Source organism: Sphingomonas kyeonggiensis, assembly GCF_014204495.1.
Classification (GTDB): domain Bacteria; phylum Pseudomonadota; class Alphaproteobacteria; order Sphingomonadales; family Sphingomonadaceae; genus Sphingomonas; species Sphingomonas kyeonggiensis_A.
On the sequence record NZ_JACHLN010000002.1, the window covers coordinates 674,788 to 692,501 of the forward strand.

Annotated in this window: 15 protein-coding genes and 1 tRNA gene; 7 read left to right on the plus strand and 9 right to left on the minus strand. The window is 65.3% G+C overall.

Going from position 1 to position 17,714, the window contains the following annotated elements:
- Positions 1-65 precede the first annotated feature (65 nt).
- Positions 66-3,539 (minus strand): DNA polymerase III subunit alpha, encoded by a 3,474-nt coding sequence (dnaE, locus tag HNP52_RS10885; protein ID WP_184166702.1) that lies wholly within the window; start codon positions 3,537-3,539, stop codon positions 66-68.
- 120 nt (positions 3,540-3,659) lie between these two features.
- On the opposite strand from dnaE, the gene HNP52_RS10890 reads away from it, so the two are divergent.
- The 7 genes from HNP52_RS10890 (at position 3,660) to HNP52_RS10920 (ending at position 8,886) form a co-directional block, all read left to right on the plus strand.
- On the plus strand, positions 3,660-3,836 hold the full coding sequence (locus tag HNP52_RS10890; RefSeq protein ID WP_184166704.1) for a hypothetical protein: 177 nt from the start codon (positions 3,660-3,662) through the stop codon (positions 3,834-3,836).
- A 13-nt stretch (positions 3,837-3,849) separates the two neighbouring features.
- Positions 3,850-4,335, plus strand: coding sequence for a hypothetical protein (locus HNP52_RS10895; RefSeq protein WP_184166706.1), 486 nt, complete (start codon positions 3,850-3,852; stop codon positions 4,333-4,335).
- 1 nt (position 4,336) lies between these two features.
- Positions 4,337-4,765, plus strand: a complete 429-nt coding sequence (locus HNP52_RS10900; protein WP_184166709.1) for a hypothetical protein — start codon at positions 4,337-4,339, stop codon at positions 4,763-4,765.
- A 202-nt stretch (positions 4,766-4,967) separates the two neighbouring features.
- The gene (locus tag HNP52_RS10905) at positions 4,968-5,252 is read left to right on the plus strand and encodes a hypothetical protein (protein WP_184166712.1); all 285 of its coding nucleotides are present in this window, start codon (positions 4,968-4,970) and stop codon (positions 5,250-5,252) included.
- 149 nt (positions 5,253-5,401) lie between these two features.
- Positions 5,402-8,170, plus strand: coding sequence for a DNA gyrase subunit A (gene gyrA / locus HNP52_RS10910; protein WP_184168293.1), 2,769 nt, complete (start codon positions 5,402-5,404; stop codon positions 8,168-8,170).
- A 108-nt stretch (positions 8,171-8,278) separates the two neighbouring features.
- A complete protein-coding gene (locus tag HNP52_RS10915) occupies positions 8,279-8,626 on the plus strand; it encodes a DUF952 domain-containing protein (protein WP_184166716.1) in 348 nt (115 codons plus the stop codon).
- A gap of 185 nt (positions 8,627-8,811) precedes the next feature.
- A tRNA-Glu gene (locus HNP52_RS10920) sits at positions 8,812-8,886 on the plus strand.
- A 502-nt stretch (positions 8,887-9,388) separates the two neighbouring features.
- Here the strand turns inward: HNP52_RS10920 and HNP52_RS10925 are convergent.
- The 8 genes from HNP52_RS10925 to HNP52_RS10960 form a co-directional block, all read right to left on the minus strand.
- Positions 9,389-11,407: an acetyl/propionyl/methylcrotonyl-CoA carboxylase subunit alpha gene (locus tag HNP52_RS10925; protein WP_184166719.1), complete on the minus strand. Its 2,019-nt coding sequence runs from the start codon at positions 11,405-11,407 to the stop codon at positions 9,389-9,391.
- Positions 11,407-11,862, minus strand: a complete 456-nt coding sequence (locus tag HNP52_RS10930) for a lysozyme inhibitor LprI family protein (RefSeq protein ID WP_311768444.1) — start codon at positions 11,860-11,862, stop codon at positions 11,407-11,409. Before HNP52_RS10930 ends, HNP52_RS10925 begins: the two co-directional genes overlap by 1 nt.
- Positions 11,859-12,851 (minus strand): biotin synthase BioB, encoded by a 993-nt coding sequence (bioB, locus tag HNP52_RS10935; RefSeq protein ID WP_184166721.1) that lies wholly within the window; start codon positions 12,849-12,851, stop codon positions 11,859-11,861. Before bioB ends, HNP52_RS10930 begins: the two co-directional genes overlap by 4 nt.
- Positions 12,848-13,192: a hypothetical protein gene (locus HNP52_RS10940; protein ID WP_184166724.1), complete on the minus strand. Its 345-nt coding sequence runs from the start codon at positions 13,190-13,192 to the stop codon at positions 12,848-12,850. The genes bioB and HNP52_RS10940 overlap by 4 nt, the downstream gene beginning before the upstream one ends.
- Positions 13,189-15,330 (minus strand): methylmalonyl-CoA mutase, encoded by a 2,142-nt coding sequence (scpA, locus tag HNP52_RS10945; protein WP_184166727.1) that lies wholly within the window; start codon positions 15,328-15,330, stop codon positions 13,189-13,191. Before scpA ends, HNP52_RS10940 begins: the two co-directional genes overlap by 4 nt.
- Before the next feature lie 106 nt (positions 15,331-15,436).
- Entirely contained in the window at positions 15,437-15,859 is a 423-nt protein-coding gene (mce, locus tag HNP52_RS10950) for a methylmalonyl-CoA epimerase (protein WP_184166730.1), read from the minus strand.
- Entirely contained in the window at positions 15,856-16,161 is a 306-nt protein-coding gene (locus HNP52_RS10955) for a hypothetical protein (RefSeq protein WP_184166733.1), read from the minus strand. Before HNP52_RS10955 ends, mce begins: the two co-directional genes overlap by 4 nt.
- Positions 16,142-17,668, minus strand: a complete 1,527-nt coding sequence (locus HNP52_RS10960; RefSeq protein WP_184166736.1) for an acyl-CoA carboxylase subunit beta — start codon at positions 17,666-17,668, stop codon at positions 16,142-16,144. The genes HNP52_RS10955 and HNP52_RS10960 overlap by 20 nt, the downstream gene beginning before the upstream one ends.
- Positions 17,669-17,714: the final 46 nt, after the last annotated feature.

Genomic DNA, 17,714 nt, shown 5'->3' on the forward strand with positions numbered 1-17,714 from the left:
AGGCGTTACCGCCTGCCGCACCTTGGATGCTGAAACGAGTTCAGCATGACGGGATTTGCGGCGGGCTAAGCCGCCTCGGCCAGTTTCGCCGCCGCGCTCTTCAGCGTTGCCCAGCGGATGCCCGGGACATTCTCGATCTTCTGACGCAGCTCGCCATCGAGCCGGAAGTCGCGGCCCAGCACGATATCCGCCGTGCCGCCCGGAATGCCGACATGGACGACCACCTCGCCGCGCCCGCCGCGCTGATCGCCGATGATGCCCGCCAGGATCGAAACCGCCTGGACATCATCGATGGTCACGTCGAGCACCAGCCTCGCGGTGTTCGCCAGGCTCTCGATGCTCTGGACGCGCTTGATCGAGACGCGCGGCGTATCCTCGCCAGCCCGCTTGTCCAGCTCCACCGTCAGCACCGCGCAGCCACCCTCCCGGGCGCAGCGCTCCAGATCGGGAACGGCGCTGTCCTCGAAGCAGCTGGCGATGGTCTGGGCCGACTTGTCCGAGATCGACGCCATCACATAGCGATTGCCGCGCGCCGAGGTGCGGGGGCGGCAATCCTCGACCAGCACCGCTAGCGTAGCGCCCACGCGCGTGCCGGGCGGCACATCCACCTCATTCAGCGACACGATATCGATCGCACCGAAGGTTCTGGCGAGATGCTGGAAGCGATCGAGCGGATGTGCCTGGAAATAGAAGCCAAAGGCTTCGCGTTCATACCCGGTCCGGTCGGACGTCGACCAATAGACATCGTCCGCAACACGGATCTCGTCCCCGGCCGGCTTGGTGAGCATGTCGAACGACGCCTGGAAGCTGTTCCGCTCGCCGTGCGAGCGCTGGCAGACCGCCATGATCAGCTCGGCCGCGCCATAGACGCCGGCGCGATTGTCGTTGATCGAGTCGAAGGCGCCCGAGGCCGCCAGGGTTTCGAGCTGCCGCTTGTTGATCAGCTGCGGATTGGTGCGCAGCGCGAAGTCGTCGAGCGACTTGTAGATGCCGCGCTCCTCACGATCGCGCACCAGCTCTTCCATTGCGCCCTCGCCCACGCCCTTGAGCGCGCCGAGTGCATAACGGACAGCCAGCCCCTCCTCGGTCTTCTCGACGAAGAAATCAGCCTGGCTGCGATTGATGTCAGGCGACAGATAGCTGATCCCGAGCCGCTTCATGTCGTCGACGAAGATCGCCAGCTTGTCGGTCTGGTGGATATCGTACGCCATCGACGCGGCGAAGAACTCGTGCGGATGATGCGCCTTGAGCCACGCCGTCTGGTAGGCGAGCAGCGCGTAGGCGGCCGCGTGCGACTTGTTGAAGCCGTAGCCCGCGAACTTGTCGATCAAGTCGAACAGCTCGTTGGCCTTGGCCGGCTTGATGCCGTTGTGTTCGGCGCAGCCCTTCACGAAGGTCTCGCGCTGGGCGTCCATCTCCGCCTTGATCTTCTTGCCCATCGCGCGACGCAGCATGTCTGCGCCGCCGAGCGAATAGCCGGCCAGGATCTGGGCGGCCTGCATCACCTGCTCCTGATAGACGAAGATCCCGTAGGTCTCGTTCAGGATCGGCTCGAGCAGGTCGTGCGGATAGATGATCTCCTCGCGCCCGGCCTTGCGGTGGCCGAAGCTCGGGATGTTGTCCATCGGGCCCGGACGATAGAGCGACACGAGCGCGATGATGTCGCCGAAATTGGTCGGACGCACTGCAGTAAGCGTGCGCCGCATGCCTTCCGATTCCAGCTGGAACACGCCGACGGTGTCGCCGCGCTGGAGCAGATCATAGACTTCGGTGTCGTCCCAGGGCAGCGCATCGAGATCCACGTCGAGCCCGCGATCGGCAAGCAGCTCGACTGCTTTCTTGAGCACCGACAGCGTCTTGAGGCCGAGAAAGTCGAACTTCACCAGCCCGGCGCCTTCGACATATTTCATGTCGAACTGGGTGACCGGCATGTCCGAGCGCGGATCGCGATAGAGCGGGACGAGCTGTGACAGCGGGCGGTCGCCGATCACCACGCCGGCGGCGTGCGTCGACGAGTGGCTCGGCAGGCCTTCCAGCCGCATCGAGAGATCGACGAGGTACTTGATCTCTTTGTGGTTGTTATATTCGGCCAGGAACTCGCCGACGCCGTTCAGCGTGCGCTCGAGCGTCCAGGGATCGGTCGGGTGGTTCGGGATCTGCTTGGCCAGCCGGTCGATCTGGCCATAGCTCATCTGCAGCACGCGGCCGACGTTCTTGACCACCGCGCGCGCCTTCATCGTACCGAAGGTGATGATCTGCGCGACGTGATCGGCGCCGTATTTCTGCTGGACGTAGCGGATCACTTCGCCACGCCTTGTTTCGCAGAAATCGATGTCGAAGTCGGGCATCGAGACGCGTTCCGGGTTCAGGAAGCGCTCGAAGAGCAGGCCGAGCTTGAGCGGGTCGAGATCGGTGATGGTCAGCGCCCAGGCGACCGCCGAACCCGCGCCCGAGCCGCGGCCAGGGCCCACCGGAATGTCGTGCGCCTTCGCCCATTGGATGAAGTCGGCAACGATCAGGAAATAGCCCGGGAAACCCATCTGGATGATGATGTCGAGCTCGAACTGGAGCCGCTCGTTATATGCCTTGCGCTCTTCCGGATCGGTGATCCCGGCCTTCTCGAAGCGCTTTTCCAACCCCTGCCAGCTGAGATCGCGCAATGCCTGAGCCTCGCCCTCACGGTCGCCGGCAAGACTGGGCAGGATCGGCTTGCGCTTGGGCGCGGTGCAGGCACAGCGCTGGGCGATGACGAGCGTATTCGCGATGGCCTCGGGCAGGTCCGAGAACAGGCTCTTCATCTCGTTCGCCGGCTTGATCCAGGCATCGGGCGAGGAACGCGGGCGATCGTCGGTCGCGATGTACGAGCTGTTGGCGATGCACAGCATCGCATCATGCGCTTCGTGAAAGGTTGGTTCCGCGAAGCAGCTCGGATTGGTCGCGACCAGCGGCAGGTTCCGGTCATAGGCCAGGTCGAGCAACTTGGGCTCCGCCCTGCCCTCGATCTCGTCCAGGCGCCGGACGATCTCGATATAGAGCCGGTCGCCGAACAGCGACTCGAGCCGGCTGGCATAATAGGCCGCCGCGCTGTCCTGCTGCTCGGCATAGAGCCGCGCCAGCGCACCCTCGCGCCCCGCGGTCAGGCAGATCAGGCCGTCGGTGCGCCCCTCGAGCGTATCGAAGGGGATATGCGCCTCTTCCTCGAGCGGGCGATCGAGATGCGCCATCGAGACAAGATCGCACAGGTTGAGATAGCCGGCATCGTCCTGCGCATAGAGCGCCAGCCAGTCGATCGGCGCCGCGACTCCGTCGGGCATGTTCGGGCGCTTGACCGCAAGCAGCGTACCGATGATCGGCTGGATGCCCGACTTCATCGCGGCATCGCCGAAGCTCATCGAGGCATAGAGGCCGTTGCGATCGGCCACCGCGATCGCCGGAAAACCGAGCTCCTTCGCCCGCTTGGGGATCGCCTTGGGTTCGATCGCGCCCTCCAGCATGGTGAAGGACGAGAAGACCCGAAGCGGAACGAAGCCGGAATGCATCGCCCGATATTAGGGGGCCGCTCTCCGTGGCGCTACCCGTGGGGAGCGTTTTCCACAATTTTCAAGCGTTTGGGCTCAGGATTCTTCCCTACGCGCGGACTCGGACGGGTGCTCTCCTGAATGGAAGCCCGCGCCGAGCTGGTTCAGAACATAGTTAATGGCAGTAAACATTTCGTCGATGGAACGGAACGGTTCATCGGCGGATCAGAATTGGGCGTTATTATGGCAACTATAAGGCAAGCAGGGAAACCTAATGAGGTTTCAGTGACTTACCAGCGCGAAACCCCCGTTTTCTGACGAGTCGAAACCCATGAACGCTCTTTACCATGGTAGCGAACTTTGCGAGGTCGATGCGGACGGAAACGTCGCCATCCCGGCCTTTCTCGAAGCCACCCTGCCCCCCGAAACCAGTCCCGAGATCATCGTCGCCATGCATCAGGGCGACAGCTGCCTGGTCGGCTATGGCCGCGAGCATCTCGCCACCCTCGCCGAGCGCGCCGAGCGCCGCCGGCTGGCGGAGGAAGTCCGGGGCGAGGAAGCCCGCAGCCACTATCACCGCATGCGCGGCACCTTCGGCCTTTCCGAGCGGATGAAGCGCGAAGGCAAGGGCCTGCGCATCCCCGCGGCGATGCGCCATCTCGGCCGCATCGACGATCTGGCGCTGTTCGTCGGTGCCGGAGACAGCTTCGAAATCTGGAACCCCGTGCTCGCGCTCGAAAGCGACGACGAGCATTTACGCGCCCTGGCCGAATTCCGGCTGCGGACGCGCGGCACCAAGTCCAAGGGAGTGCATTGAGATGAGTATCCGCTGCAACATGATGGGCCACACCGCCGGCACGACCCATCACCACAACCAGGGCCTCGATTTCGCGACCTGCCACCATTGCGGTTGCGACCTGATCCGCCCCGACGGTGGCGAGTGGAGCGAAGTGCCCGAGGGCTTCCAGGTGGTGTGGCGCGAATTCGGCCGGACCGGCGACGCCGCCTCGGTCGCCGACCGGATGGCCCGCATGGCGCCCCCGCCCCGCCGCCGCGAAGCGCGCAACGCCCGCCCCAAGCCGCGCCGTGATGCGCGCGGTCGCCCGTTCTCGGCGGGTTTCGGCATGGTCGGCGCGCTTGCCAATCTCGGCAAGCTGGTCGGCAGTGATGTCGAAGACGACACCTCCGGCATCGAGGCCAGCGGCCAGTATGTCATCCGCCTGCCGCACACCGGCACGACCCATTAAGGACCGCGCATCCGCATAGCGTACCGGTAGTACGCGCGGTCCCGGACCCGGTGGCGGGGTGCACCTCCTCCCGCCCCGCCACCGGCCTCCTTGTTTCCGATGCTAGATCGATCCCTCGGCACTCCCACGCCAGTTCGTCCGCCGGGAAGCTTGCACCCATTCCGAGCGCAACTATGACCCTGTCCAAGATTGGAGAGGGCATATGGATCATCGACCGGAAGTTCGGATCTCTAAACAGATCGAACCGCACAGCGCAGGAAAGACCTGGGTCTTCAAAGGCGCGATTGATGCCGATGCGCTCGAACTGCACCTCGCCACCAGAATCTGGGCCAAGATCCTTTCGAGCTACAGCCCTAACCAACTCAGTCTAACGGACCAGATACCATCCGCGGCCGTCGACGAGGTCCAGGCACTTGCCCAGCGTGTTGTGGATCGTGACGGCCCTCCGAGCGACGGCGTGCTCGTCATACTGGAACCAGCGGACTGACAGGCAAATGCCCTTCGCGTACTGAGCACCTCCCGACTTATCCCCAGCTTTCCCTCGCGTACGCACGCGCGCGCGGGCGGGGTTGGCAGGATGCGTCGGCAGCGTTAGAGCCGTAAGACACACTCAAGAACCCGAAAGCGGTGAACACTTTGACCGACGAGACCATCCTCGCCGAAGACCCCTCCGACATCACGCCGATCTCGATCGTCGATGAAATGAAGACGAGCTACCTCGATTACGCGATGAGCGTGATCGTGGCGCGCGCGCTCCCCGACGTTCGCGATGGCCTGAAGCCCGTCCACCGCCGCATCCTCTACGCCGCGCAGGAAGGCGGCTATGTCGCCGGCCGCGCCTATCGCAAGTCGGCCCGCCTGGTCGGTGACGTGATGGGTAAGTACCACCCGCACGGCGACAGCTCGATCTACGACGCGATGGCGCGCATGGCCCAGGACTGGGCGATGCGGGTGCCGCTGATCGACGGCCAGGGCAATTTCGGCTCGATGGATCCCGATCCGCCCGCCGCGATGCGTTACACGGAAGCGCGCCTTGCCAAGGTCGCCTCGGCGCTGCTCGACGATATCGAGAAGGACACGGTCGACTTCGTCCCGAACTATGACGGGTCGGAGAGCGAGCCGGCGGTCCTCCCCGCGCGCTTCCCCAATCTGCTGGTCAACGGCGCCGGCGGCATCGCGGTCGGCATGGCGACCAACATCCCTCCGCACAATCTCGGCGAAGTGATCGACGCCTGCCTCGAGCACATCAAGGCGATGCTCGGCCAGCGCGATCTGCTGACGCTCGAGGAGCTGATGGAGATCGTCCCCGGTCCGGATTTCCCGACCGGCGCACTGATCCTCGGCCGCACCGGCTGCCGCAACGCCTATTCGACCGGCCGCGGCTCGATCATGGTCCGCTCGCGCCACGAGTTCGAGCAGCGCGGCGAGCGCCGCTCGATCGTGCTCACCGAGATCCCGTACCAGCAGGGCAAGAACGCGCTGGTCGAGAAGATCGCCGAGGCCGCCAAGGACAAGCGCATCGAGGGCGTGAGCGACATCCGCGACGAATCGTCGCGCGAAGGCGTTCGCATCGTCATCGACCTCAAGCGCGATGCGACCCCGGAAGTCGTCCTCAACCAGGTCTGGCGCAACACCCCCGCCCAGTCGAGCTTCCCGGCCAACATGCTCGCGATCCGCGGCGGCCGCCCGGAACTGCTCAACCTGCAGGACATCATCGAGGCCTTCGTCAAGTTCCGCGAGGAGGTCATCACCCGCCGCTCGAAGTTCGAGCTGGCCAAGGCCCGCGAGCGCGCGCACATCTTGCTCGGCCTGGTGATCGCGGTCACCAATCTCGACGAAGTCGTCCGCATCATCCGCGGTTCGTCGAGCCCGGCGGACGCCCGCGACAAGCTGCTCGCACGCGAATGGCCGATTGCGGAGATCGCCCAATACATCAAGCTGGTCGAGGCAGTCGAAACCGAAGTCACCGGCGACATCTATCGCCTGTCTGACGCCCAGGTCCGCGCGATCCTCGATCTGCGCCTGCACCGCCTGACCGCGCTCGGCCGCGACGAGATCGGCGACGAGCTCAAGGAACTGGCCGACTCGATCGCCGAGCTGCTCGAGATCCTGGGCAACCGCGCCAAGCTCTACGAAGTGATGGTCGAGGAGCTGACCACGGTCCGCGCCCTCTACGCCACCCCGCGCCGCACCGAGATCGCCCCCGCCGCCGACGGCATCGAGGACGAGGACCTGATCGAGCGCGAGGACATGGTCGTCACCGTGACCGTGCAGGGCTATATCAAGCGCACCAGCCTGGACAGCTTCCGCGCCCAGAACCGCGGCGGCAAGGGCCGCGCCGGCATGGCGACCAAGGACGAGGACGCCGTCACCGAGCTGTTCGTCACCTCGACGCACACGCCGGTGCTGTTCTTCTCGACCCTCGGCAAGGTCTACCGCATGAAGGTCTGGAAGCTGCCCGAAGGCGGCCCGGCCACGCGCGGACGGCCGATGATCAACATCCTGCCGCTGGCGGCAGGCGAGACCATCTCGACCGTGCTCCCGCTCCCCGAGGATGAGAGCGAGTGGGCCAATCTCCACGTGATGTTCGCCACCGCCAAGGGCTCGGCGCGCCGCAATGCGATGGACGCGTTCAACAACGTGCCCTCGAACGGCAAGATCGCGATGAAGTTCGAAGGCGAGGATGCCGACGACCGCCTGATCGGCGTGGCGCTGCTGGAGGAAGGCGACGACGTGCTGCTCGCCACCCGCCAGGGCCGGGCGATCCGCTTCGCCGCCGATGACGTTCGCGAGTTCCAGAGCCGCAACTCCACCGGCGTGCGCGGCATGAAGCTGGCCGAGGGCGACGAGGTCATCTCGCTGTCGATCCTTCATCGCGTGGGCACCACCAGCGAGGAGCGCGAGGCCTATCTCCGCTTCGCGCCGTGGAAGGCCGAGAAGGAAGGCCAGCCCGATCTGGCACCCGAGCGCTTCGACGAGCTCAAGGACCGCGAGCAGTTCATCCTCACCGTCTGCGCCAATGGCTATGGCAAGCTGAGCTCGGCCTATGAGTATCGGCGCACCGGCCGTGGCGGCCAGGGCATCACCAACATCGACAATATCGGCCGCAACGGCCCGGTGGTGGCGAGCTTCCCGGCGAGCAAGGGGCACCAGCTGATGCTGGTCACCGACCAGGCCAAGATGATCCGCATGTCGCTGGGCGACCTGCGCGTGATCGGCCGCGGATCGGCGGGCGTGCGCCTGTTCAACGTGGCGGACAACGAGCATGTCGTTTCCGCCGCGCGGATCGAGGAAAGCGAAGGCGATGCCGAGGCGGAGCTGGGTGACGGCCCCACCGTCGGCGAAGCCACGCCCGACGCCACCACGAGCGAGGATCTCGCCCGTGGTCCGGAGGATGGGCAGTAAGGCAGCGGATCCCCGGCGAAAGCCGGGGACTCAGGGTCGAGCAGGACATCGCAAAGCAACCCTGGGCCCTGGCGTCGCCGGGGAACCGGAAACACCAGGAGGCGCGCCATGCCCGACAACACCGCCTATAAGATCCTCACCGCCGAGCAGATGCACGTCCTCGAGCATGAAGGTGTGTTCGCGGGCGCGCCGATCGACTTGGCTGACGGCTATATCCACCTCTCCACCGCTGCGCAGGTCGAGGAGACGCTGGACAAGCATTTCGCCGGACAGACCGGCCTGTGGCTCGCCGCGGTCGACCTGGAGGCGATGGGCGACGCGGTGCAGTGGGAGCCATCGCGCGGCGGCCAGCTGTTCCCGCACCTCTACGCGCCGCTGCCGCTCGATGTCGTGACCGCCTATAGCGAGGTCGGCTACGAGCCGGACGGCACCCTGCGCCTGCCCGTCACCGGCTAGTCCGCCGGCCGTACCGAGGCGCTCGGCGGCAATAGCGGATACCGCGCAAATACCTCCTCCGCCTGCCATCCGTGGCCGCCGCCCGCCCGGATCCGCCCCCGAAAAGCCAGGGCGAAATATTATTCCGCTTTGGTGCTTGACGGCTCGGCCACCTACCCGTAATTGCCCGCTTCCGCAGCGCTAACGGCCCCTTCGTCTAGCGGTCAGGACGTCGCCCTCTCACGGCGAAAACACGAGTTCGATTCTCGTAGGGGTCACCAGCTTCCACCGGAAGCGATGCAAGCGCCGTGCGATCCTGCGCCATCGCCTTGTTCTTCCGCCCGGCCCCAGGCCCGGCAAGTCGGCGCCATGCCGCCGAAGCGGGATCGGCAGGCCTAGATCCCCGGCGTCGAAGCAACGCTTCCGCCCCGCGAGCAGCAGAATTCGTCGCGTCGATCCGATCCACCGTGTCGACCACGCTCCCGACGAAGCATGGAACCTCGGCCTTGAAAGCAGGATCAAGCGCGAAATCGTCTTGTCGGCCCGCCCAAACGCCGGTTGATCCGGCGTCGCGACAACGAGCCCGTCGCGCTGTTCGTCATCCTCGTCGCAGCTACATTGCCGCTAAGGCGCCCCGGCGGCATCGATTGTCCGTCCGGGCCTTCAGCAAAGGCTGCTGCAACCCTGCGGACGGGCAAATGACCCCGCCTTGCCCGCAGGAGCCATTGTTCCCAGCCCGGCAAAGGGCGGCGCCGCGTGTGGTTCCGCGGCGCCGCCCTTCCCTTATTCGAACTCGAGAATCGCCGCGTCCACCGCCAGGCTGTCGCCCGGGCCGAAATTGGCGGCCTTCACCACCGCGGCCTTCTCGGCGCGCAGGATGTTCTCCATCTTCATCGCTTCGACCACCGCGAGCGGCTGGCCGGCCTCGACCTTGTCGCCCGGCGCAACATGAAGCTGGGTGAGCAGACCCGGCATCGGCGCGAGCAGGAACCGGCTCATGTCCGGCGGGACCTTCTCGATCATGTGATGCCGGAACTGCGCGATGTGCGGCGGATAGACTTCGACCAGATGCGAGGCGCCGTGCGCAGTCAGCTTCCAGGCCGCACCCTTGCGGGCGACCCCGACGCTGAGCGGCGCGCCATCGACCTTGGCGGTCAGGATCAGATTGTCCGCCTGCCATTCGCCGTCGATCTCAATCGGCTGGCCATCGACGGTGACTTCCTCGCCCACCACGACCGCGAAGCGATCGCTCCCGATCAGCACCACGCGCTCCTCGCCGATGTCGACCGGGCCGTTGAGCTGCCCCGAGGTCGCCGCAGCGCGCTCGGCGCGTTCCAGGTCGATCACGGCCGCCAGCGCCGCCAGCTTGCGCTTCAGCGCGTCCGATGCCGGCGCGCCGTGGAAGCCCTCGGGATATTCCTCGGCGATGAACCCGGTGGTCAGCGCGCCTTCGCGGAAACGCGGATGCTGGACCAGCGCCGAGAGGAAATCGATATTGTGGCCGATCCCGTCGATCCGGAACCGGTCGAGCGCCGCCACCTGGAGGTCAGCCGCCTCGTCGCGCGTTTCACCCCAGGTGATCAGCTTGGCGATCATCGGGTCGTAGAACATCGAGATCTCGCTGCCCTCGGTCACGCCGTCATCGACCCGGACATAGCCATGGTCGCCACGGGTCCCCGGAGCCCCATAGGGCGTCTCCTCGCTCGCCGGCGGCCGATAGCGCACCAGACGCCCCGTGCTCGGCAGGAAGCCGCGATAGGGATCCTCGGCATAGACGCGGTTCTCGATCGCCCAGCCGGTCAGCTTGATGTCTTCCTGGGTGAAGGCGAGCTTCTGGCCATAGGCGACGCGGATCATCTGCTCGACCAGATCGAGCCCGGTCACCGCTTCGGTCACCGGATGCTCCACCTGCAGGCGGGTGTTCATCTCGAGGAAGTAGAAGCCCTGCCCGGTCTTGTCGGCACCCGAGACGATCAGCTCGACCGTGCCGGCGCTGAAATAGCCCACTGCCCGTGACAGCGCGACGGCCTGCTCGCCCATCGCTTTGCGCATCTCAGGGCTGACGAAGGGCGACGGCGCTTCCTCGACGACCTTCTGGTGGCGGCGCTGGATCGAGCATTCGCGCTCGCCGAGATAGACGATGTTGCCATGCTGATCGCCCAGCACCTGGATTTCGATATGGCGCGGGCTCTCGATGAACTTCTCGATGAAAACGCGGTCATCACCGAAGCTCGCCAGCCCCTCGCGCTTGGTCGCCTCGAAGCCCTCGCGGACATCCGTTTCGCTCCAGGCAAGCCGCATGCCCTTGCCGCCACCGCCGGCCGAGGCCTTCATCATCACCGGATAGCCGATCTCGTTCGAGATGCGCACGGCATGCTCGGTATCCTCGATCACCCCGACGAAACCGGGCACGACGTTGACGCCGGCGGCCTTGGCGAGCTTCTTGGACTCGATCTTGTCGCCCATCGCCGCGATGGCGTTCGGCGGCGGGCCGACAAAAGCGATCCCGGCCTCGGCGCACGCCTTCGCGAAGCTCTCACGCTCGGAAAGGAAGCCATAGCCCGGGTGGATGCAATCGGCCCCGGTCTCCTTCGCGGCGAGCAGGATCAGCTCGGCCTTGAGATAGCTCTCCGCCGCCGGCGCCGGCCCGAGCCGTACCGCCTCATCCGCCATCAGCACGTGCGGGGCACGGGCATCGGCATCCGAATAGACCGCCACGGTGGCGATCCCCATCTTCTTGGCGGTGCGCATCACGCGGCACGCGATCTCGCCGCGATTGGCGACCAGGATCTTCTTGAACATCAGTTATTTGGCTCCACGTATTCACGCAGCTGCTTGGTTCGTTCCTGAGTAAGTTCGGTCAGGCAACCGTTGTGCATAAGCGGCCACATCGATCCGCCGATTTCGCGCGGCCCCGTTGTCGCCGCACAATGCGCATCGCGGAACGTGATCCAGGCACGCTGCGCGACCAGGAGCCTGCCATGCTCCTTGGGATCGCCCAGAACCTCGGTTGCTCCGCGCTTCGCAAACCCCGCTGCCCTGCTCCAGGCCTGGTTCATCGCGATATCCGCGCTCAGAAAGTCCCGGTAGGAACAGATATTCATTTCGGACTGGGTCCTCTGCGTCTCGCAATCGACCCCACGCACCTTTAGCGACTCCGCAAGTCGGCACTGATCCTGCGCGATGATGCCGACAGCCTTGCCGCAATCCGGCCCTGACGCCACCGCCTGCGCGAAGAAGATCGCGGTCAGGATCACTCCGCCGCCTCCAGCTCCACCTTCACCTCGGCCTGCATCGGCACCACGCCAAGCCTGGCGAACAGCGCCGAGTCCTTGTCGTCGCCGGCATTGCCCGCGGTGAGCAGCTTGTCGCCGGTGAAGATCGAGTTGGCGCCCGCCAGGAAACACAGCGCCTGAGTGGCGTCGCTCATGCTCTCGCGGCCCGCCGAGAGACGGACCATGCTCTCGGGCATGGTGATCCGCGCCACCGCGATCGTGCGGACGAACTCGATATCGTCGATCTGGGCGAGCGGCGTATCGGCCAGCATGTTGCCGAGCACCGTGCCCTTGATCGGCACCAGCGCGTTCACCGGCACGCTGCCCGGATGCACCGGCAACGTCGCCAGCGCATGGATGAAGCCGACGCGGTCCGGTCGGGTCTCACCCATGCCGACAATGCCGCCGCAGCAGACGTTGATCCCCGCCTCGCGGACATGCTCGAGCGTTTCGAGCCGCTCCTCGAACGTCCGGGTGGTGATCACTTCGGCATAACGCTCGGGCGAGGTGTCGATGTTATGGTTGTAGTAATCGAGCCCGGCATCGGCGAGCATCTGGGCCTGCTTCTCGCTGAGCATGCCCAGCGTCATGCAGGTTTCCATGCCCATCGCGCGGACGCCCTGCACCATCTCGACGATGGCGGGCATGTCGCGATCCTTGGGATTGCGCCAGGCGGCGCCCATGCAGAAGCGCGACGAGCCGTGATCCTTGGCCTGGGCCGCAGCCTGCAGCACCTGGCGCACGTCCATCAGCTTGGTCGCCTTCAGGCCCGTCTCGGCCGAGACCGACTGGCTGCAATAGCCGCAATCCTCCGGGCAGCCGCCGGTCTTGATCGAGAGCAGCGTCGAGAGCTGCACTTCGTTCGGCGCGTGGTTGGCGCGGTGGACCTCGGCGGCGCGGAACACGAGTTCGGTGAACGGCAGGTCGAACAGCGCGGCGATCTCGTCGCGGGTCCAGTCATTACGGGTCATGGTTGCAGGGTCCGGGTAAAAAGATAAACGAACATGCCGACCCCGACGGAAAGCAGCACGGGTGCGGCGATCCGGCAGAGGTTCAGGCTCTTGTGCACTGGCCTGCGCTGGAAGCGCGCGCGGACGATCTCTCCGGCGCCCGAGAAGGACAGCAGCCCCGCCAGCGCAAGCACCAGCAGCACCGCGATGACCGCATTGGGCGGCAGGTTCTTGCCACCGGATACCAGCGCGAGCACGCCGCCCAGCGAGACGATGCACAGCGAGGTCAGGTGCTTGAAATAGTCGTAGAGCAGGGTCTCGCCGTCGCCGGCTTCCACCAGCTCCTCCTCGATTTCGCTCATTCGGCGGCTTCCTCCACAGGGGGCATATTGTGCCCTAGGAGCCTGAGCACTTCTTCGGCGGCTTTGACAAGGTTGGTACCCGGCCCGAAGATCGCCTGCACGCCGGCTTCGCGCAGGAACTCATAGTCCTGCGCGGGGATCACTCCGCCCGCGATCACCTTGATGTCCGCCCTGCCCGCATCCTGCAGCTCGCGGATCAGCTCGGGGATCAAAGTCTTGTGCCCCGCGGCGAGGCTGGAGGCACCGACGACATCGACATCGCTCTCGATCGCCAGCGCCGCGGCTTCCTGCGGGGTCTGGAACAGCGGGCCCGGCACCACTTCGAAGCCGAGGTCGCCGAACGCCGAGGAGACGAGGTTCGCGCCCCGGTCATGCCCATCCTGGCCCATCTTGGCGACGAGCATGCGCGGCTTGCGGCCGAGGCGGCGTTCGGTGGCATTCACGCCATCCTTGAGGCGCTCCCAGGTGACGTCGTCCTGATAGGCGCCGCCATAGATGCCCTGCACCGGCGTCGGCTTGGTGGCATAGCGCCCGAAGCCCGCCTCCATCGCCGCGCTGATCTCGCCGAGCGTGGCACGCGCACGCGCTGCCTCGACTGCCAGTGCGAGGAGATTGTCGCTGCCCCGCGCGCCTTCCTGCAGCGCGAACAGCGCCGCCTGGCAGGCGGCTTCGTCGCGCGATGCCTTCACCCGCTTGATCCGCGCGATCTGCGCCTCGCGCACGGCATGGTTGTCGACATCGAGAATGTCGATCGGCTCTTCCTCGGCCTTGCGATACTTGTTGACGCCGACGATCACCTGCTCGCCGCGATCGATCCGCGCCGCGGTCGCCGCCGCAGCCTCCTCGATCATCGCCTTGGGCCAGCCGGCCGCCACCGCCTTGGCCATGCCGCCCTCGGCCTCGACACGTTCGATGATCTCCCAGGCCTTGTCGACCAGTTCCTGGGTCAGGCTCTCGATATAGTAGGAGCCACCCAGCGGATCGACGACATTGCACATGCCGGTCTCCTCCTGAATGACCAGCTGGGTATTGCGCGCGATGCGGGCCGAGAAGTCGGTCGGCAGCGCGATCGCTTCGTCGAGTGCGTTGGTGTGCAGGCTCTGCGTGCCGCCGAGCATCGCCGCCATCGCCTCGATCGTGGTGCGGATGACGTTGTTGTACGGGTCCTGCTCGGTCAGCGAAACGCCACTGGTCTGGCAATGCGTGCGCAGCATCTTGGAGCGCTCGTCCTGCGCCCCGAGCTTCGTCATCACCCGGTGCCAGAGCACACGCGCCGCCCGCAACTTCGACACTTCCATGAAGAAGTTCATACCGATTGCGAAGAAGAAGCTCAGACGCCCTGCAAACTTGTCGATATCCAGGCCGCTGGCGACGCCGTACTTCACATATTCCATGCCGTCGGCGATGGTGAAGGCAAGCTCCTGCACCTGCGTCGCCCCGGCTTCCTGCATATGGTAGCCGGAAATCGAAATACTGTTGAATTTCGGCATGTTCGCGCTGGTATATGCGAAAATGTCCGAAATGATGCGCATGCTCGGTTCGGGAGGATAGATGTACGTGTTGCGGACCATGAACTCCTTGAGGATGTCGTTCTGGATGGTCCCGTCGAGCAGGTTCCTGTCGACCCCCTGCTCCTCGCCCGCGACGATGAAGAAGGCGAGGATCGGGATCACCGCGCCGTTCATCGTCATGCTGACCGACATCTGATCGAGCGGGATCCCGTCGAACAGGATCTTCATGTCCTCGACGCTGTCGATCGCCACGCCTGCCTTGCCGACATCGCCTGTGACGCGCGGATGGTCGCTGTCATAGCCACGGTGGGTGGCGAGATCGAAGGCAACGCTCAGCCCCTTCTGCCCCGCCGCAAGGTTGCGGCGGTAAAAGGCATTGGATTCCTCCGCGGTCGAGAAGCCGGCATATTGGCGGATCGTCCAGGGCCGCCCGGCATACATCGACGCGCGCACGCCGCGCGTGAACGGTGCGAAGCCCGGCAGGCCGGGATCGATCCCGGCCACGTCCTCGGCCGTATAAAGCGGCTTGACCTCGATCCCCTCCGGCGTGTGCCAGGTCAGGTCGCGGCCCTTCACTTCCTTCGAAGCGGCGGCGGACCATTGGTCGCGGGTGGGCTTGTCGGTCATCGTAAATTCTCACCGTCATCCCCGCGAAGGCGGGGATCCAGGGTAACAGAGCGACGACCTGCGTGGCTCTGGATCCCCGCCTGCGCGGGGATGACGAAGAAGGAGGTCAATGCCCCTCTCCCTTCGGCGTCTCCATGATCTCGGTGAGCACCCCGCCCATGTCCTTGGGGTGGACGAAGAAGATCGGCGTGCCATGCGCGCCGATGCGCGGCTCGCCGAGCACCTTGGCACCCTTGGCCTCGAACCAGGCCTTGGCTTCGTGGATGTCGGGCACCTCGTAGCAGAGGTGGTGCTGGCCACCCGCCGGGTTCTTGGCCAGGAAGCCGTGGATCGGCGAGCTTTCGCCCAGCGGCTCGATCAACTCGATCTGGCTGTTCGGCGTGTCGACGAAGCAGACCTTCACGCCCTGCGCCGGCAGGTCGAACGGTTCGCGGATCACCTCCGCGCCCATCACGTCGCGGTAAAAGGCGATCGACGCTTCGATCGAAGGCGTCGCGACGCCGACATGGTTGAGGCGGCCGAGTTTCACTTTCGCGATCCCTCCCGGGTATAGGTTTCACCTGCGACGGACAGGAATAAGCCGATCAGCAGCGGCAGGGCCAAATAGCCGGTCCAATTCAGCCAGCCTCCATAAGCCGGGCCGACGAAGAAGCTGTGGCCCTTCACATGCACTTCGGCCGCCCGCGCATGCGCTGGCTGTCGGAGGTCGGAACGCCCGAGCAGATGCGCCTGCGCCTCCAAATTGGCTCCCGCACACAGAAGGAAGCCAAGTCCTGCCGCGACGCCCAGGACGCGGCAGGCGGCATTCAGCCTAGAGCGGAATATTGTCATGCTTCTTCCACGGGTTCTCGAGCTGCTTGTTGCGCAGCTTGCGAAGCCCCAGGGCGATGCGGCGGCGGGTGGAATGCGGCATGATGACCTCGTCCACGAAACCCTTCGATGCCGCAACGAACGGATTGGCGAAGCGTGCCTCATATTCGGCGGTCCGCTCGGCGATCTCCTCGGGCGTCTTGCCGCGGAAGATGATCTCCACCGCGCCCTTGGCGCCCATCACCGCGATCTCGGCGGTCGGCCAGGCATAGTTGAGGTCACCGCGCAGATGCTTTGAGGCCATCACGTCATAGGCGCCGCCATAGGCCTTGCGCGTGATCACGGTGATCTTGGGAACCGTTGCCTCGGCATAGGCATAGAGCAGCTTGGCGCCGTGCTTGATGATGCCGCTATGCTCCTGGCCGACCCCCGGCAGGAAGCCCGGCACATCGACAAAGGTCACGATCGGGATCTCGAACGCGTCACAGAAGCGCACGAACCGCGCCGCCTTCTTCGACGAATTGATGTCCAGGCACCCGGCCAGCACCATCGGCTGGTTGGCGACCACGCCCACCGTGCGTCCCTCGATCCGGCCGAAGCCGATCAGGATGTTGCCGGCATGGCTAGGCTGCAACTCGAAGAACTCGCCCTCGTCGAGCGTCTTCTTGATGAGCTCGTGCATGTCATAGGGCTGGTTGGCGCTCGGCGGGATCAGGCTGTCGAGGCTCGGCTCGAGGCGATCCCAGGGATCGTCGCTCGGCCGCTCGGGCACCTCTTCACGGTTCGAGGCGGGAAGGAAGTCCACGAAGTCGCGGGCCGCGAGCAGCGCCTCGATATCGTTATCGAAGGCCACGTCGGCGACCCCCGACTTCGTGGTATGCGTCACCGCACCACCCAGTTCCTCCTGCGTGACGATCTCGTTTGTAACGGTCTTCACTACATCTGGGCCGGTGACGAACATGTACGATGAATCCTTCACCATGAAGATGAAGTCGGTCATCGCGGGGGAATAGACCGCGCCGCCGGCGCACGGGCCCATGATCAGGCTCAGCTGCGGCACCACGCCCGATGCCAGCACGTTGCGCTGGAACACCTCGGCATAGCCGCCGAGCGACGCGACACCCTCCTGGATGCGCGCGCCGCCGCTGTCATTGAGCCCGATCACGGGCGCGCCAACCTTCATCGCCATGTCCATGATCTTGCAGATCTTCTGTGCGTGACGCTCGCTGAGCGAGCCGCCGAACACGGTGAAGTCCTGGCTGAACACGAAGACGAGGCGGCCGTTGATCGTGCCCGATCCGGTGACGACGCCGTCACCGGGGACGATCTGGTCCTGCATGCCGAAGTCGACGCAGTTGTGCTCGACATACATGTCGAGCTCCTCGAACGATCCCTGGTCGAGCAGCACTTCGATCCGCTCGCGCGCGGTGAGCTTGCCCTTGGCATGCTGCGCGTCGATCCGCTTCTGCCCCCCGCCCAGGCGGGCGGCAGCGCGGCGGCGTTCCAGTTCCTCGATCGTCGACGACATGCGGTTCCCCTTGGAATTGGCTGCCTCTGCATCGGGACATGCGTCC